The sequence below is a fragment of the Nocardioides sp. YIM 152588 genome (assembly GCF_040191335.1).
GTDB lineage: Bacteria > Actinomycetota > Actinomycetes > Propionibacteriales > Nocardioidaceae > Nocardioides.
Map to the genome: position 1 here is coordinate 95146 of NZ_JBEGDJ010000003.1, position 21785 is coordinate 116930.

Sequence of the window (21785 nt, forward strand, 5' to 3'; positions counted from 1 at the left end):
CCTCAGGCGAACGCCCGGCCGAGCAGGTCCTTCTGCTCCTCCAGGTGGCGCTTGGCGGCACCCACCGACGGCGAGGACGACGGGGCGCGGCTGACCAGCTCGACCGTGTGCTCCTGCTTCGGGAAGACGTTGAGGCCGTAGTAGGGCCACGGGCCCATGTTCGCCGGCTCGTCCTGGATCCAGCGCACCGACTTCAGGTTCGGGTACTTCGCCATCTCGGCGGCCAGCTCGGCGGCGGGCTCGGGGTAGAGCTGCTCGACACGGGCGATCGCGAACGACTCGCCGTTCTCGCGCTTGCCGCGCTCCACCATCAGGTCCCAGGTGATCCGGCCCGAGCAGAGCAGCAGCGTCTCGACCTTGGCCGGGTCCGCGGTGGTGTCGGGGATCAGCGGCTGGAACGTGCCCTCGGTGAAGTCCGCCGGCTGCGACGCGGCCTCCTTGCGCTTGAGCATCGACTTCGGGGTGAAGATGATCAGCGGCTTGTGCTCGTCGCCCAGCGAGTGGCGGCGCAGCAGGTGGAAGTGCGAGGCCGGGGTGGACGGCTGGGCGACCACGAACGCCTCGTCGGCGCACAGCGTCATGAACCGCTCGATCCGGGCGGAGGAGTGGTCCGGGCCCTGGCCCTCGTAGCCGTGCGGCAGCAGCAGCACGACGCCCGAGTCCTGGCCCCACTTGGTCTTGCCGGAGCTGATGTACTCGTCGATCACGGTCTGGGCGCCGTTGACGAAGTCGCCGAACTGCGCCTCCCACAGGACGAGGGCGTCGGGGCGGGCGACCGAGTAGCCGTACTCGAACCCGAGCGCGGCGTACTCCGAGAGCAGGCTGTCGTAGACGAAGAACTTCGACTGGTCCTCGGACAGGTGCGACAGCGGCGTCCACTCGTCGGCGTTGGTCCGGTCGATGATCGTCGCGAAGCGCTGCACGAAGGTGCCGCGGCGGCTGTCCTGGCCGGCCAGGCGCACCGGGCGACCGTCCATCAGCAGCGAGCCGAAGGCCAGGATCTCGCCGGTGCCCCAGTCGATCGGGCCGTTGACGATGGCGTTGGCGCGGCGCTGCAGCTGCGGCATCACCTTCGGGTGCACGGTGAAGCCCTCGGGCGGGGAGACGTAGGCGTCCGCGATGACCTTGAGGGTCTCGTCGGTCACGGCGGTCTCGGTCTCGCCCGCGGGCTTCTCCGGGTACTCCGGCACCGTGGTCCACTCCGACGGCGCGGCGGTCGCCTCGCGGACCTCGGTGAACACCCGCTCCAGCTGCTGCTGGTAGTCGCGCAGGACCTGCTCGGCCTCGCCGATGGTGATGTCACCACGGCCGATCAGCGACTCGGTGTAGAGCTTGCGCACCGAGCGCTTCTGCTCGATCAGGTCGTACATCAGCGGCTGGGTGTACGACGGGTCGTCGCCCTCGTTGTGGCCGCGGCGGCGGTAGCAGACGAGGTCGATCACGACGTCCTTGTGGAACGCCTGGCGGTACTCGAACGCGAGCCGGGCGACGCGGATGCACGCCTCCGGGTCGTCGCCGTTGACGTGGAAGATCGGCGCCTGCACCATCCGGGCCACGTCGGTGGCGTAGAGCGAGGAGCGGGACGAGCCCGGGGAGGTGGTGAAGCCGACCTGGTTGTTGATGACCAGGTGGATCGTGCCGCCGGTGCGGTAGCCCCGCAGCTGCGAGAGGTTGAGCGTCTCGGCGACCACGCCCTGGCCGGCGAACGCGGCGTCGCCGTGCAGCAGCAGCGGCAGCACCGGGAACGCCTCGCCCTGGTTGAGCACGTCCTGCTTGGCGCGGGCGATGCCCTCGAGCACCGGGTCCACGGTCTCCAGGTGCGAGGGGTTCGCGGCGACCGAGACCTTGATGGTCTCGCCGGTCTCCGCGCTGAACGCGCCCTCGGCGCCCAGGTGGTACTTCACGTCGCCGGAGCCCTGGACCGTGCGCGGGTCGATGTTGCCCTCGAACTCGCGGAAGATCTGGTTGTAGGACTTGCCGACGATGTTGGCCAGCACGTTGAGGCGGCCGCGGTGCGCCATGCCGATGGCGACCTCGTCCAGGCCCGCGTTGGCGGCGGCCTCGGCGATCTCGTCGACGACCGGGATCGTGGTCTCGCCGCCCTCCAGGGAGAACCGCTTCTGGCCGACGAACTTCGTCTGCAGGAAGGTCTCGAAGGCCTCGGCCTGGTTGAGCTTCAGCAGGATCCGCAGCTGCTCCTCGCGGGGCAGCTTGGTGTGCGGCTGCTCGACCCGCTCCTGGATCCACTGGCGCTGCTCGGGATCCATGATGTGCATGTACTCGATGCCGGTGGTGCGGCAGTAGGAGTCGCGCAGGATGCCGAGGATGTGGCGCAGCTTCATGAAGCGCCGGTGCGCGCCGCCGAAGGAGCCGGTCGGGAACTCGCGGTCCAGGTCCCACAGGGTCAGGCCGTGGGACTCGATCCGCAGGTCGGGGTGGCTGCGCTGCTTGTACTCCAGCGGGTCGGTGTCGGCCATCAGGTGGCCGCGGACCCGGTAGGCGTGGATCAGCTCGAGGATCCGCGCCTGCTTGTCGATCTCGTCGTCGTGGGACGTCGCGATGTCGGCGTTCCAGCGGATCGGCTCGTAGGGGATCCGGAGCGAGCGGAAGATCTCGTCGTAGAACCCGTCCTCGCCCAGCAGCAGCTGGTGCACCCGCTTGAGGAACTCGCCCGACTGCGCGCCCTGGATGACGCGGTGGTCGTACGTCGAGGTGATGGTCATCACCTTGCTGATGCCGTTCTTGGCGATCGCCTCCTCCGAGGCGCCCTGCCAGGCGGCCGGGTACTCCATCGCGCCGACGCCGATGATCGCGGCCTGGCCGGCCATCAGCCGGGGGACGGAGTGGACGGTGCCGAGACCGCCGACGTTGGTCAGGCTGACCGTCGTGCCGGAGTAGTCCTCCATCGTCAGCTTGTTGTCGCGCGCCTTGCGGATCATGTCCTCGTAGGCGGTCCAGAAGCCCGCGAAGTCCATGTTCTCGCAGCCCTTGATCGAGGGCGCGACGAGCTGACGGGTGCCGTCGGGCTTGCGCTGGTCGATGGCGAGGCCGAGGTTGACGTGCGCCGGGGTCACCATCGCGGGCTTGCCGTCGACCTCGGTGAAGGAGTTGTTCATCTCCGGCATCGAGCGCAGCGCCCGGACCAGGGCGTAGCCGATGATGTGGGTGAACGAGACCTTGCCGCCGCGGGCGCGGGCGAGGTGGCTGTTGATGACGATCCGGTTGTCCCACAGCAGCTTGACCGGCATCTCGCGGACCGAGGTCGCGGTCGGGACGCCGAGGGAGACGTCCATGTTCTTGGCGGTGGCCGCCGGGATGCCGCGGAGCACCGTCACCTTCGGCTCGTCGCTCGCGGCGACGGGGGCGGGGCGCGGGGCGTCCTTCGGGGTCGGCTTGGCCGCCGAGGACTTCGGGGTGGTGGCCGAGGCCGGGCTCACGCGCGGGGCCGGGGTCGCCTTGGGTACGGGCTTGGCGGCCGGGGCGGCGGGCGTGGCCGAGGCCTGCTTCGCGGCGGGCGTGGGCGTGGCGGCCGGGGCGGGCCTGGTGGCCTGCGCGGGCTTGGCGGCGGGCGCGGGCTGGGGGGCGGTGCTCGTGGCCGGCCCGGCGCCGTTGGAGCCGCTCGCGGGCGATGCGGCGGGCTTGCCGCCGAAGTAGCGCGCCCAGGCCTCGTCGACGCTTCCGGGGTCGGCGTCGAACCGCGCCCGCATCTCCTCGACGAGCCACTCGTTGGCCCCGAAGTCGCCGCCCGCGGGCTCGACCGTGCCCTGGGTGGTGGGGGTGGACTTCTCCGACGACTGCGTCACGACCTGCTTCGCCTCTTCCGAATGAACTGACCCGTGCCTCTGACCGCTGCCCGCGCGCGTCCTTCAGGACCGAGCGGTGCCGGCACTCAAGGCTAGTCCCATGGCCCAGCAAAAGCCGCAGGCGTGCCCCCCGTTCGGACTCGGTGTCGGGGAAGTGACAGAGTCTGCGCTTTCAGGAGGTATCCCCATGACCCGACTCCCGCGCCGCGGCACCGCGTTCGCCGCGGCCCTGATCACGGCGCTCAGCCCGCTCGCTGCCGGGTGTTCCGGCGACGACGAGCCCCTCGAGCCGGCCGCCGCGTCGGCGAGCCCGACGGCGGAGCCGGTCGAGTTCGTCGTCCGTTCCGATGTGGGCAAGATCACGGGCCGGGTCGGCCGCTCGGAGCGTCGCGAGGTCGTCAAGGACGTCGGCCGCGTCGTCGGCGACTGGATGGAGGCCTCGTACCTGAGCGCCGGCAAGCAGGTGGACCTGGACGCCGCGCTCGCCCGCTTCTCCGACGACGCCGCGGCGCAGGCCAGGCGCGATCGGTCGCTGCTGAGCAACGCGGCGCTGCGGGGTGCCGGCGACGTGGTGCCCCGGCGGGCCACCGTGAAGGTCGACGTGCTCGCCCCCGGCGGGGAGGTCGCCGGCGCCACCGCGCGGTTCCGCATCGCCTTCGACACCGCCGACAGGAAGCGCGGTGAGCTGGTCAGCGGCCGGCTGATGCTGACCCCGGTCAAGCGCGGCTGGCAGGTCTTCGGCTACTCCGTGGACCGCGGCGCCGCCCCGGCCAAGGCCGCGGGCAAGGACGACGCGAGCAAGGACGACGCGAGCAAGGACGACGCGGGCAAGAAGGGCCAGGAGTGATGCGCATCCTGAAGTCCGCCGTACTGGCGATGGTGCTGGCCCTCACGGTGCTGCTGGTGCCGGACGGCAGCCCGGCGCCGACCGCGTTCACCCTGGTCAAGATCGACCACGCCGAGGGCGTGGACGTCGACCCCGACACCGTGTGGATCCTCGCCGTCGGCTCCGACGCCCGGATGGGGGAGAACCCGCTGCGCTCCCGCGGCGACGCCCTGCAGCTGGTCGGGATGAACACGAGGACCGGCGCCGCGACGTCGATCGGGATCCCGCGGGACAGCTGGGTGTCGATCCCCGGCTACGGATCGAACCGGGTGAACGCGGCGCTCTACTACGGCGGACCGCAGCTGCTCGGCGACACGGTCGGCGACCTGATCGGCATCGACCCCGACTACGTCATGGTGACCACGTTCTGGGGCCTGCGGGACATGGTCAACGACATCGGCGGGATCACGGTCCAGAACCCGAGGGCGTTCTCCGACGTCTACCTGTGGCCCCAGGGGTTCCGGGAGGGGACGCTGCGCCTCAACGGGCACGGCGCGACCGCGTTCGGTCGGATCCGCAAGTCCCTGCCCGGCGGCGACTTCGACCGCTCGGCCAACCAGCAGCGCGTGCTCAGGGGCATCCAGGCCCAGGTCGCCGGGCGCGCCGACGAGCCCGGCTTCATCGAGGAGGGCGTGCTCAGCGTCCTCCAGCACCTGGACACCGACCTCGGTCCCGCGGAGCTGTTCAAGCTCGCCCAGGCGGTGGCCCAGGTCGACCCGGGCAAGATCACGGGCTGCGTGGTCCCGGGTGGGATCGGCAACGTCGGCGGCGCCAGCGTGGTCATCCCGAGCACGTCGACGGCGCGCGCCTACGGCGACGACGCGCGCGACGACGCGGTCATCACGAGCTGCTGACCTCGCGGGCCCCCCGGCCGGCGAGCTCGTCCGCGCGCTCGTTGCCGGGGTCCCCGGCGTGCCCCTTGACCCAGTTCCAGGTCACGTCGTGGCGCGCCGCCGCCTCGTCGAGGCGGCGCCACAGGTCCTCGTTCTTGACCGGCTGCTTCGACGCGGTCCGCCAGCCGTTCGCCTTCCACTTGGCGACCCACGACAGGATCCCGTTGCGGACGTAGCTGCTGTCGGTGAACAGCTCCACCCGCGAGGGGCGGTTGAGCGTCTCCAGTGCCTGGATGGCCGCCATCAGCTCCATCCGGTTGTTCGTGGTGGCCGGCTCGCCCCCGTAGAGCTCTCGCTCGTGGGCGCCGTAGGTGAGCACCGCGCCCCAGCCGCCGGGGCCGGGGTTCCCGAGGCAGGCCCCGTCGGTGTAGACGGTGACGACCAGCTCCTCGGCGGTCGGGTCGGGGGTGTCGGCGGCGGCGTCGGCGGGTGAGACAGGCACCTGCGGATAGTAGTGCCGTGCCCTCGTGCGAGGGTCGCCCCATGGTGTCGCGCAGGTCGGTCCGGGTGATCCTCGTCGCGGTGGGGCTCGGGTGCGCGGTCGCCACCTCCGTCGTCGGCTGCACGGACGACCCGGCGAGCGACCCGACGGGCGAGGGGACCTCGGTCGGCGCGGAGGCGGCCGCGGAGCCGCTCGACCGGGCGACCGTCCGCACCGCCCGCCGGCACCTCGAGGCGCTCGGCCGGGTCGACCGGCACCCGGCCGGCGTGCCGGCGTACCGGCGCGACGCGTTCGGCACGGCCTGGGCCGACACCGACGGCGACGGCTGCAACCAGCGCGACGACGTGCTGCTGCGCGACTCGGTGCCGGAGTCGACCACGGTGCAGCAGCAGGGCTCGTGCGACCACGACGTGCTGGCCGGCACCTGGATCGACCCCTACACGGGTGCCACGCTGACCTTCGACGACCTCAAGGACCCTCGCCAGGCCCAGGCGATCCAGATCGACCACGTGGTGCCGCTGGCCGAGGCGTGGATCTCCGGCGCGGCCGCGTGGAGCGACGAGCGCCGCAAGGCCTACGCCAACGACCTGGGCGTGCTGCTCGCGGTCGACGGACCGACCAACGCGGCCAAGGGTGCTGACGACCCGGCCGCCTGGCGCCCGCGCAAGGGCTACCAGTGCGAGTACGCCGTCCGCTGGGTGACCACCAAGTACCGCTGGGGCCTGGCCGCCGACGCCAGCGAGGTGGCGGCGCTGGGGGAGATGCTCGACTTCTGCTGACGCCCCGGGCCGAACGGCCCTTGACCGGCTCCGCATCCGGAACGACGGTGGTGCTTGTCGAGGGGTCGCTGGGAGCGAGGCGGTGGTGGACACCAGCGGAGGCAACACGCCGCGAGGGGCGCGATGGACCTGGGGGCGGGGGGCCACGCTGCTCGCGGGGCTCGTGGGGCTCGTGGTCACGTCGGTGTTGCTGGTGCTCGGGCCCCCGCAGCCGGCGGCGGCCACCCCCGGCCTGACCCTCGATCCCCCCTCGGGCCCCGCGGGGAGCACGGTCCGAGCGGAGGCCACCGGCTTCGAGGTCTGCGGGGCCGGGACCGGCACCCTGGTGGTCCTCTGGGACGGCCGGGAGGAGTTTCGGGTGGTCCTGGACGGCGGCCGGGCCGAGGTGGTGCTCGTCGTTCCCGCGGACGCCTCGCCGGGGGTGCACGAGGTGGTCGTGACCTGCGCGGACGAGGAGTTCGTGGACGCGGGCACCCGTTTCGAGGTCACGCCGGCCGGCGAGGGGGAGACCACCACGACCCCGTCCGATGTGACCACGCCCACGACCGAGGTGACCACGCCGCCGACGGAGGTGACCACGGTGCCGACCGAGGCGACCACGGTGCTCCCGCCGGAGGTGACCACCGCGCCCCCGACCGACGCGACGTCCCCGGAGCCCGTCGACACGGTCTCGGCGCCGTGGTGGCGCTCGGTCCTCGTGGTCGTCGCCCTGCTCGCCCTCGCCGCCGTCGCCACCGGGGTGGACCGGGTGCTCCGCGTGCGGAGGCAGCGCCGTTGGGTGCTCGAGCACGTCACGGCGGTCCCGGGGCGGCCACCGCCGGGCGCGGTGGAGGTCGAGACCCACGTGCTCGTCGAGGGGGACCGATGAGGCCGGGCACGGCGGGCACACCGGTCGGCGGGATCACCGCGCGGTCGTTCCTGTACCCGGACCATCCCGGGCCGATGGCGGCCCGGGACCTGGGGCACGAGCTGCACCGGCACGGGATCGCGGCCTCGGCGCTGCGGCAGTCGCACCACCGGGTGTCGAGCACCTCCGCGCGCGCCGCGGACGACCGGGTCGCGGCCGCCGCGGTGAACCAGCTCGAGCACGACCTCGGCTCGATGCTGGTCGACGGCTGGCGCGACTGGTGGGCGGTGATGCGGGCGGCCCGGGAGTCGTGGGAGCAGCCCGGCAAGGAGAAGGACGTCGTGCTGGTCTCCCACGACGTCGTCGCGACCCGGCACCCGCGGGTGAACCTGCTGGTGGACGGGGTGCCGGTGCGCACGTTCACCTTCGACCTGACCGCCGGGTTCGCCGTCTCCTCGGCGGAGGCGGCGTTCCGCAACGGCTACCTGGTCGGGGTGCGCAGCGGCCGGTGCACCGTCGAGGTCACGCTCTCCCTCGCGGGACACCGGCTGGCCCGGCGGAAGCACGAGGTCACGCCCGCCGCGCTGCTGCCGCTCGACCCTCCGGAGCCGATCGTTCCGGAGGCCCGCGCCTGGGAGGCCGAGCACCGCCCGGACCAGCACCGGTGACGCGCGGACGCCGCGGTCAGGTCGGCGGCGGGTCGGGGCGCGGGCCGGCGCGGACGACCGAGCCGAACGGGTGCGCCCGCCGGTAGGCGCAGGTCGGGCACAGGTCGCCCTCGCCGGCGGGGTGCGGTGTGGAGCACCGGGCGCAGGCCCGCGTCTCGACCCGGGTCAGCTCGACGTCCCCGGAGGCGGCGAGGTCGAGCAGGGACAGGGACCCGATCGAGGCGAGCGCGTCCTCCGGGCAGAGCCGGATGCACTCCTGCTCCCCGCGGCAGTCCGCCCGCCGGTGCCGCAGGACGGCGAATCCCGCGCGCGTGCCGGGCTCGGTCAGGTGCAGCGCGTCGTGCGGGCAGCCCCGCACGCAGACGCCGCACGCGATGCAGCCGGAGGCGACCAGCAGGGTGGCCACGGGCGCCTCCCCGTCGGGCGCGGGCAGCCCCGACGGCCCCGTGTCCGGGGACGGCGCCGACGCCCGCGCACGACCCTCCCGGCGCAGCGCCGCGAGGGCCGCGATCCCGCGGCCCGGCTCGTCGAGGGAGAGGTCGAACGGTGGCTCGCCCCCGCGCGCCAGACCGAGCAGCCCGCGACGGGAGACGGAGGCGCGGACGGGCGGGCCGTCCTCGAGGGCGACGACGGTGCCGGAGCGCCGCGGCCGTCCGGCGGCGCCGACGTCGCCGTGGGTGACGCCGTCCAGCGTGCGTGACCAGCGCCGAGCGAGCCCCTCGGCCGCCGCGGGGTGCTCGGGGCACGGCGCCACCCGCACCTCCCGCACGCCGCACGCCAGGAGCTGGGCCGGCAGCCCGACGTCCAGGTCGTCGAGGCACCCGGGCAGCACCACGCCGACCGCGTCCGCCGGGACCCGGGGCGCCGGCGCGTGGCGGCACGCCAGCACCGCCAGCGGTGGCGCCCCCGAGCCGAGCAGCCACCGCACCAGGGCCAGGCTGTGGTCGGGCGCCGGGTCGGGGCCCGACCCGGGCACGCTCACCGGCCCCCGGCCGCGGACGTCGCGACCAGCGCCGCCAGGGAGTCCAGCACCCCGAGCGCGAGGTCCGGGAGCGCGCGCATCGGCGGCGTCGAGGCGCGCGCCCGGATCGCCTCCAGCATCGGCGAGGCGAACTGGTCGATGTGCGAGCTCGCGAAGTCGAGGATCTCGTCCTCGGGTCGCACCGGTCCCGGCGGCTCCCGCCCGATCCGCGCGGCGAGGTGGGAGAGGTACATCAGCTCCCGGGAGAAGTGGTCCGCCGGGCAGGTGCCGACGTGCGCCCGCAGCACGCCGCCGGCGGCGTAGCGCGCCTCGAGCGCGGCCACGAGCCCGTCGACGCCGTCGGGGACGTCGACCCAGTCGGACTCGCGGAGGGGAACCGGATCGGCCGGGTCGCGGAGCCGGGCCCAGTCGGCGCGGACGGCGGCGACCTCGAACGGCTCCCCGAGGGATCGCAGCCCGAGCAGGGTGGTGGGGTTGCGGATCGGCCAGGACTGCCGGCCGGCCGGGTCCGCGAGCCGCCCCAGGAACGCTTCGTCGGGCGGCGTGATCAGCAGTCGGGCGACCGCGAATCCCGCGGCCGCGACGGCGACTCCGGCGTCCACCCGGTCCGTCCCGCCCGCTCGTCAGATCCCGACCCGGAGCTGGGTCGTGTAGTGGAGCGTGCGGCCGAGCAGCTCGCTGGCGAGTGCCAGCGCGAAGCAGAGCAGCACCATCATGGCCAGCGACCTCGCCTGGGTCAGCGGGGTCGTCTCGGCCATCCGGTACACGAAGACGCCGAGGACGACCGCGGTGAGGCCGAGCAGCACCAGGCGGATCCACAGCATCGGGCCGTCGGTCATCTCCGCGAGCGTGGCCTGCGCCGCCGCGTCGCCCTGGCCGAGCCGGGCGAGGTAGATCGAGTAGACCACCAGGATCGCCACGCAGGTCGCGGCGCCGACGGCCGCGATCGCCCGGGTGATCCGCACGGTCAGCTGCCACTCCTCCTCGGTGGTGGGGGCGTTGATCTCCGCGACGCGGGCGCGGGTCTGGACCGCGAGCCCGCCCTTGGCGCCGCCGGCCTCGGCACCCGTGTCGGCCTCCGCGTCGGTCTCCGGGGCGGTTCCTCCGTCCGCGTCCTCGTCGGCCTCCTCGGCAGCGCCCCGGGACGCGTGCCAGGCGCGGACGCCGGTCGTCACCATGATCGCCGCGCCCACCGCGAGCGCCCCGAGGAGGACGGTCGTGGCGAAGAAGAAGAACGGGACCTCCCATGTGTTCCAGGCGGGGACCGTGCGCAGCGAGTAGTAGACCATCGACTGCGCCCAGACCAGCCCGATCCCGAGCAGCGCGGCGACGAACGCCACGACCTGCCGCATCGCCCGGCTGCCGATCTGGAACCAGGCCAGGAACGCGAAGAGGAAGCCGGCGCCGGCGAACGCCACGCCGAAGAGGATCTCCCGGGTCAGCCAGGAGGAGTCCCAGTGCCGGATCACGTTGAGGGTGTGGGTGATGTCATGCATGTGCAGGGTCGACACCGCCAGGCCGAAGACCATGGCCGGGCCGATCGCGTAGAGCACCGGGTCGACGACCCGGTCGGGCTGCGCCTTGCCGAGGGTGGCCAGGTACACCACGCCGAGCGCGAGGAAGGTGCCGACGGCCATCTGCGTGAAGACCGTGAACAGCACCATCGGGAGGTCGTGCAGGCTCATCTGTGCTCCTCCGTCAGATCTCGTCGGGGTTGGCGATGCGGCCCGACGCGTGGTCCCAGCGCTCGGAGTCGCGGTGCGGTGTGATCACCAGGTGCGGGTCGGTGAGGCTCGGGTCGGGCAGCGGCGCGAGGCCGCTCTGGTCGCCGTACATCGCCCGGATGTCGTCGATCGGGCCCCAGTCGAGCGCCCGGGACGGGCAGGCCGCGACGCAGGCCGGGGTCAGCCCCTCCGAGCGGTAGTCGAAGCACAGGTCGCACTTCGTCATGTGCCCGATCTCGGCGTTGAACTGCGGCGCGCTGTAGGGGCACGCCCACTCGCAGTAGCGACACCCGACGCACTTGTCGTCGTCGACGTAGACCGTGCCGTCCTCGCGCTTGGTCATCGCGGTGGTCGGGCACACCTCCACGCAGATCGGGTCCTCGCAGTGGTTGCAGGCGATCGAGGTGTAGTAGGTGAAGACGTCCTGGGTGACGGTGTTGTCCTCGTTGAGCAACCACGACCCGCCGGAGTACTCCACGACGCGGCGCCACATGATGCCGACCGGCAGGTCGTGCTTGTCGTTGCACGCGATCCCGCAGGCCTTGCAGCCCGTGCACAGCGACTGGTCGAAGTAGAAGCCGTAGTCGGCGCCCGCGTCGGTCCCGCTCCCGCTCCTCGTGATGGTCCCGGTCCCGCTGACGGACTCGCTGGGGCCGGTGGTCGGGGTCGGGCTCGGGGTCTCGGTCATGTCGTGCTCCTCGGACGGTCAGGCCCTGCCGGTCATGCCTTGACGACGTTGGCGGCGGTGGTGTGGGGGGCGTTCCCCTTCGCCAGCGCCGAGGGATGCAGCGAGGTCAGCGAGTTGGTGTTCCCGCCGACGTCCACCGGGTGGTCGGGGTTGGCCTCGGGAGGTGGCTCGACCTCGTCGGCGCCCTTCGGGTCGAACCACGCGCCCTGCGGGACCGAGATCACTCCCGGCATCACCCGTTCGGTGACGCGGGCCTCCAGCCGGATCGTGCCCCGGTCGTTGTAGACGAAGACCAGGTCGCCGTTCTCGATGTCGCGGTCCTGGGCGTCGACGGTGTTGATCCACGCCGTCTGGTGGTGCGCCTGCTTCAGCCAGTCGACGTTGCCGTAGGAGGAGTGCGTGCGCCCCTTGAAGTGGTGGCCGATGACCTGGAAGGGGTACTCGTCCGACGCCCGGGTCTCCAGCGGCCCCTCCCAGGTCTCCACGTACTCCGGCAGCGGGACCAGGCGGTCGCCGGCCTGCTCCGGGTGGAAGACGCCGAACACCCACTTCTCCGCCATGGCGGCGAGCCGGTCGGAGTAGATCTCGATCTTGCCGGACGGCGTGGGCAGGGGGTTGGCCTTCGGGTTCTTGCGGAAGTCGGCGAGCGAGACCCCCGGACCGAGGTCGCGGCGGTAGATGCCCATCTCCTTCCACTCGTCGTAGTCGGGGAGCGTCGGATCGACCTCGCGGCTCTGCCTGATCGCCTCGCGCAGCCACTCCTCGCGGGTCTTCCCGCCGGTGAACTCGTCCTTGGTGCCGAGGCGCTCGGCCAGGTCGGTGCAGATGTCGAAGATGCTGCGGCACTCGTAGAGCGGCTCGATCGCCTGGCTGGAGATGATCCCGTACGCCATCGGGCCGCCGTTCTCGCCGGGGTGGATGTCGTCCTCCTCGGCGGTGGAGGTCCCGGGCAGGATGTAGTCGGCGTACCGGGCGGAGACCGTGTACTGGATGTCGCAGACGACGATCAGCTCGCACATCGTGTCGTCCTGGAGGATCTTGATCGAGGCGTTGTTGTCGCCGGTCTGGTTGACGATCGAGTTGCCCGAGTACTGCCAGACCATCTTGATCGGCACCTCGAGCCGGGTGTTGGTCGCGTTGCCCTTCTCGTCGACCGGCACCTCGCCGTCGCGGACCCCCGGTGCCGGCTTCTTCAGGACGCCGGCGTTGAAGGTGTCCATCTGCTCGCCGTACTGGATGGCATCGAGCCAGCCGAACACCGAGATGATCTTCTCCGACGGGTTGATCAGCTCGGTGTTGAACGGCTCGACGATGGAGAGGTACTGGGCCCCCTCGCGGGCGCCCGTCCCGCCGCCGGGGATGCCGACGTTGCCGGTGGCGGCGGCCAGCAGGAAGATCGCCCGCGCCGAGTTCTCGCCGTTGGCGTGCCGCTGCGGGCCCCAGCCCTGGGTGATCGCGCACGGCTTGGCGCCGGCGATCTCCCGGGCCAGCTGGCGGATCTTGACGGCCGGGATCCCGGTGATGTCGGCGGCCCACTCCGGCGTCTTCTCGGTCGTGTCCGGGCCCTTGCCCAGCAGGTAGCTGCGGTAGGAGGAGTTCTTCGGCGCGCCCTTCGGCAGGGTCTTCTCGTCGAACCCGACGCAGTACTTGTCGAGGAACTCCTGGTCGTGGAGGTCCTCGGTGACCATCACGTGGATCATCCCCGCGATGAGCGCGGCGTCGGTGCCCGGCCGCAGGGGGACCCACTCGTCGCCGAGCAGGGCCGCGGTCTCGGAGTAGCGGGGGTCCACGATGATCGTGCGCACCCCGTGCTCCTTCCTGGTCTGCTGGGAGACCAGCAGCTGGCCGCCGCCCGACATCCGGGTCTCGAGCGGGTTGTTGCCGAACATCACCTGCAGCTCGGAGTTCTTGACGTCGTCGAAGGTGTTCCCGTCGACCCAGGTGCCGTAGAAGTACGGGTAGGCGGCCGTGATCTCGGTGGTCGAGTAGTCGGCGTAGTGGTCGAGGTAGCCGCCCCAGGTGTTCATCAGCCGGGCGAACGGGCTCTGGTCGGGCGGCCAGGACTTCGCCATCACCGAGCCGAGGGTCCCGGTGCCGTAGTTGATGTAGATGGCCTCGTTGCCGAACCGGGCCTTGATGTCCTCCATCTTCTCGGCGATCTCGTCGAGCGCCTGGTCCCAGGAGATGGTCTCCCACTCCTCGTCGCCGCGCTTCGTCCCCGCCTTGCGCTTCATCGGCTTCTTCAGCCGGTCCGGGTTGTAGATCCGGTGCCGGATGGACCGGCCGCGGACGCAGGCCCGCACCTGCTGGCTGCCGAGCTCGTTGGTCCCGGTGTTGTCGGGCAGGACGCGGACCACCGTGCCGTCCTTGACCTCGAGCCGCACCGGGCAGCGCGACCCGCAGTTGACCGTGCAGGCCGACCAGTAGACGGTCGTGTCCTCCTCGGCGGGCGCCGAGGAGGCGCGCCCCGGCATGCCGAGCTGGGTCGCGGTCGGGACGAGCGCCGCGGTGCCGCCGACGGCGGCCGACCACTTCAGGAACGTGCGCCGGTCGCTGCCCGTCGTGCCGGGCTCGTCCGGGGCGTCGGTGTTGATCGTCATGGTGGGTCCTCCGAGTAGGACGGCCATAGATCGCTCATCTTGTGTAACACCGGCGGCGGGACGGCGCTAGCCCCTCGGGGGAGGAACCGCGGGGGACTCAGCGTCGGGCGGCGTCGCTCTCGGGCAACCCGAGTGCCGAGCGGCACGAGTCGAGGGCGCCCCGGGTGAGCAGTGCGACGCCCGCCATGAAGTCGGTCCGGGCCGCCTCCTCCACCCGCGCGAGCACCGCCGGGGCCCAGGGCAGCAGGTGGTCGGCCAGGAAGGCGCGTGCCGGCGCCAGCGCGGCCTCCGCGAGGGCGTCGTCCGGCGCGCCGACGGCCCGCAGCAGCGCCTGGGCCATGAAGTCGAGCTCCAGCCCGATGTGGTCGTCGGGCTCCAGGTTGAGCTGGGGGGCCTGGAGCCCGAGCGCGCGGTAGGCCTCGCGCACCTCCAGCGTGGCCGTGTCGAAGACCAGGCGGTCCTCGCCGCGGTGCACCGACTCGTACGGCGCGACCAGCGCCACGGCGGAGACGCCGTACAGGCGGTCGTGGTCGGCGCGGACCCGGGCGGCGTCCTCGCCCGCGTCGCGGGAGCAGCGCAGGCGCGCCAGCCCGGCCGCCGCGTCCGGACCGTCCGGGAGCGGCCACTCGTCGAGCAGCGCGCCGATCGCGGTCAGCGCCTCGTCCGACGGCGGCTCCCGGTGCAGGCGGCCGAGCACGCCGAATGCGGCCGCGTGGTGCTCCCAGAGCGTGCGATCGAACGCCATCGGTCCTCCCGGGGCCGAGCTGCCGGTGGGGGACCACCCTGCCACGGGCGCGGGGAAACGGAAGGGCCCCGCTCGCCGACATCGGCGGGCGGGGCCCTTCGGATGCGCCTCCGGCAGGATTCGAACCTGCGGCACCTGGTACCGGAAACCAGTGCTCTATCCCCTGAGCTACGGAGGCATCGCGCCACCTCAGCGGCGCGCGCCGAACACTACCGGGTCCTATCGGTGCGAGAGAAACCGGGAGCCGCCGATACGCTGTGCCGGTGACACCAGAGCAGCTCTCCGCCACCGTCGTCGGCACCCTCGAGGCACTCGTCGAGGAGGGCGCCCTGGCGCTGCCCGACGGCGTCCCGGCCACCGTGACCGTGGAGCGTCCCCGGCAGAAGGGGCACGGCGACTACGCCACCAACGTCGCGCTGCAGCTGGCCAAGAAGGCCGGCACCAACCCGCGCGCGCTCGGCGAGCTGATCGCGGCCCGCCTGACCGAGGCCGACGGCATCGGCGGGGTCGAGATCGCGGGGCCCGGCTTCCTCAACATCAGCGTCGAGGCCGGCGCCCAGGGTCGCCTGGCGGGCGAGATCGTCGCCGCGGGCGCGGCGTACGGCCGCACCGACACCCTGGCCGGGCAGAGGATCAACGTCGAGTTCATCTCGGCCAACCCGACCGGCCCGCTGCACCTGGGGCACACCCGCTGGGCCGTGCTCGGCGACGCGATCGGCCGCGTGCTGACCGCCGCCGGCGCCGAGGTGACCCGCGAGTTCTACATCAACGACCGCGGCGTGCAGATGAACAACTTCGCGGCCTCGATCATCGCCGCCGCGCTCGGCGAGCCGACCCCGGAGAACGGGTACGCCGGCGGCTACATCGACGACCTCGCGAAGGCGGTCGGCGCGGCCAGCCCCGGCATCTTCGAGCTGCCCGCCGAGGAGCGCCTGGCCGCCGTCCGGGCACGGGGCTACGAGATCCAGCTCCAGGAGCAGCAGGACCAGCTCGCGATGTTCAACACGCACTTCGACGTGTGGTTCTCCGAGCTGTCGCTGCACGAGTCGGGCTCCGTGCCCGACACCCTGGCCCGCCTCAAGGAGCTCGGCCACGTCTTCGAGGACGGCGGCGCGCTGTGGATGCGCACCACCGACTTCGGCGACGACAAGGACCGGGTGCTGATCAAGTCCGACGGCGAGCTGACCTACTTCGCCTCGGACACGGCGTACTACCTGAACAAGCGCGAGCGCGGCTTCGACCGCTGCCTCTACCTGCTGGGCGCCGACCACCACGGCTACGTCGGCCGGCTCAAGGCGATGGCCTCCTGCGTGGGCGACGACCCGGCGCAGACCCTGGACGTGCTGATCGGCCAGCTGGTCAAGATCTACCGCGACGGCGCCGAGCTCAAGCTCTCCAAGCGCGCGGGCACCATCGTCACGCTCAACGAGCTGGCCGAGGAGATCGGCGTGGACGCGCTGCGCTACTCGCTGGCCCGCTACCCGGCCGACTCGCCGCTGACCCTCGACGTCGCCGAGATCACCAAGGCGTCCAACGACAACCCGGTCTACTACGTGCAGTACGCCCACGCGCGGACCTGCCGGATGATCGAGAACGCCCGCGACCTCGGCATGGCGCTCCCCGATGTGACGACCGGGGAGTTCGACCCCTCGCTGCTCGGCCACGAGCGCGACGGCGACCTGGTGCGCGCGCTGGCGGACTTCCCGCGGGTGGTGGCCAGCGCCGCCGAGCTGCGCGAGCCGCACCGGATCGCCCGCTACCTGGAGGACACCGCCTCGGTGTTCAACAAGTGGTACGACACCAAGGAGTGCCGGATGCTGCCGCAGGGCGACGAGCCCGTCGGCCCGGCGAACCTGGCCCGCCTGGTGCTCGTGGTCGCGGTGCAGACGGTGATCGCCAACGGTCTCGACCTGCTCGGCGTCTCCGCGCCCGAGCGCATGTGATCGCGGGGGACCGGAGATGACCCACGAGGCCGGCTGGGCGCACGCGCCCGGAGCCCTGCGCGGACCCGCCTGGCTGAGCGCGCCCGCCGACGTCAACGCGCTCGTCCCGCAGCTGTGGTCGAGCACCGCCCACAAGCGCGACGGCGACCTGGTCGTCGGCGGCATCGCCGTCGCCGACGTGGTGGCCGAGCACACCACCCCGGCGTACGTCCTGGACGAGGAGGACTTCCGCGGCCGCGCCCGCGCCTTCCGCGACGCCTTCGAGGGCTGGGACGTCTACTACGCCGGCAAGGCGTTCCTGTGCACCGAGGTGGCCCGCTGGGTCGCGGACGAGGGGCTCCACCTCGACGTCTGCTCCGGTGGCGAGCTGACCGTCGCCCTGCGCGCCGGCGTGGACCCGCGGCTGATCGGCTACCACGGCAACAACAAGACCGTCGCCGAGCTGCGCCGGGCCGTCGCGCTCGGCGTGGGCCGGATCATCGTCGACTCGCTGACCGAGGTCGAGCGGCTGGAGATGATCACCCGTGACACCGGCCTGACGGCCCGGGTGATGGTGCGCGTCACCGCCGGCGTCGAGGCGCACACGCACGAGTACATCGCGACCGCGCACGAGGACCAGAAGTTCGGTCTCTCGATCACCTCCGGCGACGCCCTGGAGGCGGTACGCCGCCTCGCCGCCGCGCCGGGCATCGAGCTGCTCGGCCTGCACTCCCACATCGGCAGCCAGATCTTCGACGCCGCCGGCTTCGAGGTGGCCGCGCGCCGCGTCCTCGGCCTGCACGCCCGGGTCGCCGACGAGCTCGGCGTGACCATGCCCGAGATGGACCTCGGCGGCGGCTTCGGCATCGCCTACACGACGCAGGACGACCCGTCGACGCCCGCCGCGCTGGCCGAGGCGATGCGCGCGATCGTGGCGCACGAGTGCCGCGCGCTCGGGATCGAGCAGCCGCGGTTCTCGATCGAGCCGGGCCGCGCCATCGTCGGGCCGTCGATGTGCACCGTCTACACCGTCGGCACGGTCAAGCCGGTCACGCTCGACGCGGGCGCCGTGCGCACCTACGTCAGCGTCGACGGCGGGATGAGCGACAACATCCGCACCGCGCTCTACGACGCCGACTACTCCTGCACGCTGGCCGCCCGCGACTCCGACGCGCCGGCGCTGCTGGCCCGGGTCGTCGGCAAGCACTGCGAGGCCGGCGACATCGTGGTCCGCGACGAGTTCCTGCCCGCCGACGTCGCCCCGGGTGACCTGCTGGCGGTGCCCGGGACGGGCGCGTACTGCCGCTCGATGGCCTCGAACTACAACCACGCGCTGCGCCCGCCGGTGATCGCGGTGCGGGACGGTGTCGCGCGCGTCGTGGTGAGGCGGGAGACTGAGGACGACTTGTTGGCAACGGATGTGGGTTGAATGAGTGAGGGAGACAAGCGGTCGGGTGTCCGACCGCTGAAGGTGGCCGTGCTCGGGTGCGGGTCGGTCGGGTCCCAGGTGATCCGGCTGCTCGACGAGCAGGCCTCGGACCTGGCGGCCCGGGTGGGAGCCCCGGTCGAGCTGGCGGGCGTCGCGGTGCGGCGTCTCGAGGCCGAGCGCGAGGTGGAGGTGCCCGAGGGGCTGCTGACCACCGACGCGCTGGGCCTGGTGACCCGCGGCGACATCGACCTGGTGGTCGAGGTGATCGGCGGCATCGAGCCGGCGCGCACCCTGATCCTGGCGGCGCTGGAGAGCGGCGCCTCGGTGGTGACCGCCAACAAGGCGCTGCTGGCCGAGGACGGCCCGACCCTGTTCGAGGCCGCCGAGAAGGCCGGCCGCGACCTGTACTACGAGGCCGCCGTGGCCGGGGCGATCCCGATCCTGCGCCCGCTGCGCGAGTCGCTGGCCGGCGACCGGGTGACCCGGGTGCTGGGCATCGTCAACGGCACCACGAACTTCATCCTGGACAAGATGGACACCCTCGGCAGCGGCTTCGAGGAGGCGCTGGAGGAGGCCCAGGAGCTCGGCTACGCCGAGGCCGACCCGACCGCCGACGTCGAGGGCTTCGACGCCGCCGCGAAGGCCGCGATCCTGGCCAGCCTGGCGTTCCACTCCCGGGTCACCGCCGCCGACGTGCACCGCGAGGGCATCACCGAGGTGACCGCCGGCGACGTGCGCTCGGCGCGCGAGATGGGCAGCGTCGTCAAGCTGCTCGCGATCGCCGAGCTGGGCACCAGCGACTCGGGCGAGCAGGCCGTCTCGGTCCGCGTGCACCCGGCGATGATCCCCCGGTCGCACCCGCTGGCCAGCGTCCGCGAGGCCTACAACGCGGTCTTCGTCGAGTCCGAGGCCGCGGGCCAGCTGATGTTCTACGGCCCCGGCGCCGGCGGCTCGCCGACCGCGAGCGCGGTGCTGGGCGACCTGGTCACGGTCGCCCGCAACCACCTGGCCGAGACGCGCGGCGCCGGCGAGTCGGCGTACGCCGACCGGGCGGTGCTGCCGATGGGGCAGACCCGCACCCGCTACCACGTCGCGATCGACGTGGACGACCGCGCCGGCGTGCTGGCCGCGGTGGCGCACGCCTTCGCCGACCACGGGGTGTCGATCCAGACCGTGCGCCAGGAGGGCCGCGGCGACGACGCCCAGCTGGTCGTGGTCTCGCACGAGGCCTCCGACGCGCAGCTGTCGGCGACCGTGGAGCAGCTGCGCACCATGGACATCGTCCGCGAGGTCACCTCGGTGATGCGGGTGGAAGGCGCCGAGGAATGAGCGAGGGAATGAGCGAGGCCGTGGGTCTGAAGCCGGCAACCGCCCACCAGTGGCGCGGGGTCATCGAGGAGTACCGACCGCTGCTGGACATCCCGGCGGACACGCCGGCGGTCACGCTGCGCGAGGGCGGCACCCCGCTGGTGCACTCCGGCTGGCTCTCGGACCTGACCGGTGCCGAGGTCTGGCTCAAGGTCGAGGGCAACAACCCGACCGGCTCGTTCAAGGACCGGGGGATGACCACCGCGCTGTCGGTGGCCGTCCACGAGGGCGCCCGGGCCGTGGTCTGCGCCTCCACCGGCAACACCTCCGCCTCGATGGCCGCCTACGCCGCCAAGGCCGGTGTGACGCCGATCGTCCTCGTCCCCGAGGGCAAGATCGCCGCCGGCAAGATGGCCCAGGCCGTGCTCCACGGCTCCCAGGTGATCCAGGTCCGGGGCAACTTCGACGACTGCCTGCGGATGGCCCGCGAGATGGCGTGGAAGTACCCCGTCGCGCTGGTCAACTCGGTCAACCCGGCCCGCCTCGAGGGGCAGAAGACGGCCGCGTTCGAGATCGTCGACATGCTCGGCGACGCCCCCGACTACCACCTGCTGCCCGTGGGCAACGCCGGCAACATCGCGGCGTACTGGCTCGGCTACACGCAGTACGCCGCCGCCGGCCACGCCAGCAGGCGCCCGGTGATGCGGGGCTTCCAGGCCGAGGGCGCCGCGCCGCTGGTCACCGGTGAGCCGTTCCCGGAGCCGGAGACCAAGGCGACCGCGATCCGGATCGGCAACCCCGCCTCCTGGAAGCTCGCCGAGGCGGCCCGCGACGAGTCCGGCGGCCGGTTCGCCGCCGTCTCCGACGCCCAGATCCTGGCCGCGCAGAAGGAGCTGGCCCGCCGCGACGGCGTCTTCGTCGAGCCCGCCTCGGCGGCCGGCATCGCCGGCCTGCTCGCCGAGCTCGCCGCGGGGGAGTCCTACCGGGGCTCGACGGTGGCGATCACGGTGACCGGGCACGGGCTCAAGGACATCGCGACCGCGCTGGAGGGCCTGGTCCTGCCGGACACCGTGGTGGACGCCGACGTGGACGCGGCCGCCGCCGCGGCCGGCCTCTGAGCGCGGACCCCGCCGCGATGACCTTCGTGGAGGGACCCGTCCGGGTCTCCGTGCCCGCGACCTCGGCCAACCTCGGCCCCGGGTTCGACACGCTCGGGCTGGCGCTGGACCTGCGCGACCGCCTCGAGGCCGAGGTGATCGCCGCCGGCCTGGTGGTCGAGGTGCACGGCGTCGGCGCCGACACGGTGCCGTTGGACGACCGGCACCTGGTGGTCCGCTCGATGCGCGCCGTCTTCGACCGGCTGGGGCTGAACCCGCCGGGGCTGCGGCTGGTCTGCCACAACGTGATCCCGCACGCCCGCGGCCTGGGCTCGTCCTCGGCCGCGATCGTGGCCGGGGTCTGGCTGGCCCGCGAGCTGGTCGCCGGCGGCCGGCTGCTGCTCGACGACGCCGCGCTGCTGGACCTCGCCGCGGGGATCGAGGGACACCCGGACAACGTCGCGCCGGCGCTGTACGGCGGCTTCGTGATCTCCGGGCAGGACCCCGACGGCTCGTTCTACGCCGTGCCCGGCTCCGTGGACCCGCGGGTCGGCGCCGTCGTGTTCGTGCCGTCCGAGCCGGTCTCGACCGAGGTCGCGCGCGGGCTGCTGCCCGCCGAGGTGCCGCACGCGGACGCCGCCCGCAACGCGGGCCGCGCGGCGCTGCTGGTGGCCGCGCTGGCCAGCAGCCCCGACGAGTTGCTCCGCGCCACGGAGGACCGGCTGCACCAGGAGTACCGGCGCCCGGCGATGCCCGACAGCCTGGCCCTGATCTCCGAGCTCCGCGCCGACGGCGTACCGGCGGTGGTGTCGGGGGCGGGGCCCACGGTCCTGGCCTTCGTCGACGCCGGCCGCGACTCCGAGTCGGAGGCGCTGGTGCGGCGGTGCCCGGCCGGGTGGCAGGCGCACGTGCTGCCGGTCGACCCGCGCGGCGCCATCGCCGACTGACCTGTCGGTGGTTGAGGTGCGAGCG

18 protein-coding genes and 1 tRNA gene are annotated in these 21785 nt (G+C 72.9%); 10 read left to right on the forward strand and 9 right to left on the reverse strand.

Translation table 11 applies throughout. From position 1 onward, the window contains the following. Positions 1–2: 2 nt before the first annotated feature. Complete coding sequence (locus tag ABLM29_RS03135) at positions 3–3803, reverse strand: multifunctional oxoglutarate decarboxylase/oxoglutarate dehydrogenase thiamine pyrophosphate-binding subunit/dihydrolipoyllysine-residue succinyltransferase subunit (RefSeq protein WP_349712346.1); 3801 nt, start codon at positions 3801–3803, stop codon at positions 3–5. A 187-nt stretch (positions 3804–3990) separates the two neighbouring features. On the opposite strand from ABLM29_RS03135, the gene ABLM29_RS03140 reads away from it, so the two are divergent. Together ABLM29_RS03140 and ABLM29_RS03145 are read left to right on the forward strand one after the other, a co-directional pair. Beyond that, positions 3991–4650, forward strand: a complete 660-nt coding sequence (locus tag ABLM29_RS03140; RefSeq protein ID WP_349712348.1) for a hypothetical protein — start codon at positions 3991–3993, stop codon at positions 4648–4650. Continuing rightward, positions 4650–5543, forward strand: coding sequence for an LCP family protein (locus ABLM29_RS03145; RefSeq protein ID WP_349712349.1), 894 nt, complete (start codon positions 4650–4652; stop codon positions 5541–5543). The genes ABLM29_RS03140 and ABLM29_RS03145 overlap by 1 nt, the downstream gene beginning before the upstream one ends. On the opposite strand, the gene rnhA is transcribed toward ABLM29_RS03145, so the two are convergent. Then, a complete protein-coding gene (gene rnhA, locus ABLM29_RS03150; RefSeq protein WP_502889154.1) occupies positions 5530–6024 on the reverse strand; it encodes a ribonuclease HI in 495 nt (164 codons plus the stop codon). The genes ABLM29_RS03145 and rnhA overlap by 14 nt on opposite strands. Before the next feature lie 41 nt (positions 6025–6065). Between rnhA and ABLM29_RS03155 the strand changes: the two genes are divergently transcribed. The 3 genes from ABLM29_RS03155 (at position 6066) to ABLM29_RS03165 (ending at position 8318) form a co-directional block, all read left to right on the forward strand. Next, entirely contained in the window at positions 6066–6803 is a 738-nt protein-coding gene (locus ABLM29_RS03155; RefSeq protein ID WP_349712351.1) for an HNH endonuclease family protein, read from the forward strand. 85 nt (positions 6804–6888) lie between these two features. Further along, entirely contained in the window at positions 6889–7671 is a 783-nt protein-coding gene (locus ABLM29_RS03160; RefSeq protein WP_349712352.1) for a hypothetical protein, read from the forward strand. Next, on the forward strand, positions 7668–8318 hold the full coding sequence (locus ABLM29_RS03165) for a hypothetical protein (protein ID WP_349712353.1): 651 nt from the start codon (positions 7668–7670) through the stop codon (positions 8316–8318). Before ABLM29_RS03160 ends, ABLM29_RS03165 begins: the two co-directional genes overlap by 4 nt. Before the next feature lie 16 nt (positions 8319–8334). On the opposite strand, the gene ABLM29_RS03170 is transcribed toward ABLM29_RS03165, so the two are convergent. The 7 genes from ABLM29_RS03170 to ABLM29_RS03200 all read right to left on the reverse strand — a co-directional run bounded on the left by ABLM29_RS03170 (position 8335) and on the right by ABLM29_RS03200 (position 15235). Next, positions 8335–9300 carry a 4Fe-4S dicluster domain-containing protein gene (locus ABLM29_RS03170; protein WP_349712354.1) on the reverse strand — a complete coding sequence of 322 codons (966 nt, stop codon included), beginning with the start codon at positions 9298–9300 and terminating at the stop codon, positions 8335–8337. Next, positions 9297–9902, reverse strand: coding sequence for a TorD/DmsD family molecular chaperone (locus ABLM29_RS03175; protein ID WP_349712355.1), 606 nt, complete (start codon positions 9900–9902; stop codon positions 9297–9299). Before ABLM29_RS03175 ends, ABLM29_RS03170 begins: the two co-directional genes overlap by 4 nt. 21 nt (positions 9903–9923) lie before the next feature. Then, positions 9924–10985, reverse strand: a complete 1062-nt coding sequence (locus tag ABLM29_RS03180) for a dimethyl sulfoxide reductase anchor subunit family protein (protein WP_349712356.1) — start codon at positions 10983–10985, stop codon at positions 9924–9926. A 13-nt stretch (positions 10986–10998) separates the two neighbouring features. Beyond that, positions 10999–11712, reverse strand: a complete 714-nt coding sequence (locus tag ABLM29_RS03185) for a DMSO/selenate family reductase complex B subunit (protein WP_349712358.1) — start codon at positions 11710–11712, stop codon at positions 10999–11001. A 32-nt stretch (positions 11713–11744) separates the two neighbouring features. Continuing rightward, positions 11745–14312, reverse strand: coding sequence for a DMSO/selenate family reductase complex A subunit (locus ABLM29_RS03190; RefSeq protein ID WP_349712359.1), 2568 nt, complete (start codon positions 14310–14312; stop codon positions 11745–11747). A gap of 97 nt (positions 14313–14409) precedes the next feature. Then, a complete protein-coding gene (locus ABLM29_RS03195; protein WP_349712360.1) occupies positions 14410–15057 on the reverse strand; it encodes a TorD/DmsD family molecular chaperone in 648 nt (215 codons plus the stop codon). Positions 15058–15162: 105 nt separating this feature from the next. Next, positions 15163–15235: transfer RNA gene (locus ABLM29_RS03200), tRNA-Arg, on the reverse strand. 85 nt (positions 15236–15320) lie between these two features. Here ABLM29_RS03200 and argS point away from each other — a divergent pair. From argS to thrB, 5 genes are read left to right on the forward strand one after another with little or no spacing between them, the layout of a single operon-like run. Continuing rightward, positions 15321–17000 (forward strand): arginine--tRNA ligase, encoded by a 1680-nt coding sequence (gene argS / locus ABLM29_RS03205; protein WP_349712361.1) that lies wholly within the window; start codon positions 15321–15323, stop codon positions 16998–17000. A gap of 16 nt (positions 17001–17016) precedes the next feature. Beyond that, positions 17017–18408: a diaminopimelate decarboxylase gene (lysA, locus tag ABLM29_RS03210; RefSeq protein ID WP_349712362.1), complete on the forward strand. Its 1392-nt coding sequence runs from the start codon at positions 17017–17019 to the stop codon at positions 18406–18408. After that, a complete protein-coding gene (locus ABLM29_RS03215) occupies positions 18409–19737 on the forward strand; it encodes a homoserine dehydrogenase (RefSeq protein WP_349712364.1) in 1329 nt (442 codons plus the stop codon). Continuing rightward, the gene (thrC, locus tag ABLM29_RS03220) at positions 19734–20834 is read left to right on the forward strand and encodes a threonine synthase (protein WP_349712365.1); all 1101 of its coding nucleotides are present in this window, start codon (positions 19734–19736) and stop codon (positions 20832–20834) included. The genes ABLM29_RS03215 and thrC overlap by 4 nt, the downstream gene beginning before the upstream one ends. A gap of 17 nt (positions 20835–20851) precedes the next feature. Continuing rightward, a complete protein-coding gene (gene thrB / locus ABLM29_RS03225) occupies positions 20852–21760 on the forward strand; it encodes a homoserine kinase (protein ID WP_349712366.1) in 909 nt (302 codons plus the stop codon). Positions 21761–21785 lie beyond the last annotated feature (25 nt).

What these genes read in the sequence shown, in the direction of transcription:
- ABLM29_RS03140 (WP_349712348.1), top strand. Translation starts at nt 3,991, where the DNA reads ATGACCCGACTCCCGCGCCGCGGCACCGCGTTCGCCGCGGCCCTGATC.
- lysA (WP_349712362.1), top strand. Translation starts at nt 17,017, where the DNA reads ATGACCCACGAGGCCGGCTGGGCGCACGCGCCCGGAGCCCTGCGCGGA.
- ABLM29_RS03195 (WP_349712360.1), bottom strand. Translation starts at nt 15,057, where the DNA reads ATGGCGTTCGATCGCACGCTCTGGGAGCACCACGCGGCCGCATTCGGC.
- ABLM29_RS03190 (WP_349712359.1), bottom strand. Translation starts at nt 14,312, where the DNA reads ATGACGATCAACACCGACGCCCCGGACGAGCCCGGCACGACGGGCAGC.
- thrB (WP_349712366.1), top strand. Translation starts at nt 20,852, where the DNA reads ATGACCTTCGTGGAGGGACCCGTCCGGGTCTCCGTGCCCGCGACCTCG.
- ABLM29_RS03155 (WP_349712351.1), top strand. Translation starts at nt 6,066, where the DNA reads ATGGTGTCGCGCAGGTCGGTCCGGGTGATCCTCGTCGCGGTGGGGCTC.
- thrC (WP_349712365.1), top strand. Translation starts at nt 19,734, where the DNA reads ATGAGCGAGGGAATGAGCGAGGCCGTGGGTCTGAAGCCGGCAACCGCC.
- ABLM29_RS03180 (WP_349712356.1), bottom strand. Translation starts at nt 10,985, where the DNA reads ATGAGCCTGCACGACCTCCCGATGGTGCTGTTCACGGTCTTCACGCAG.
- ABLM29_RS03215 (WP_349712364.1), top strand. Translation starts at nt 18,409, where the DNA reads ATGAGTGAGGGAGACAAGCGGTCGGGTGTCCGACCGCTGAAGGTGGCC.
- ABLM29_RS03145 (WP_349712349.1), top strand. Translation starts at nt 4,650, where the DNA reads ATGCGCATCCTGAAGTCCGCCGTACTGGCGATGGTGCTGGCCCTCACG.
- ABLM29_RS03165 (WP_349712353.1), top strand. Translation starts at nt 7,668, where the DNA reads ATGAGGCCGGGCACGGCGGGCACACCGGTCGGCGGGATCACCGCGCGG.
- ABLM29_RS03185 (WP_349712358.1), bottom strand. Translation starts at nt 11,712, where the DNA reads ATGACCGAGACCCCGAGCCCGACCCCGACCACCGGCCCCAGCGAGTCC.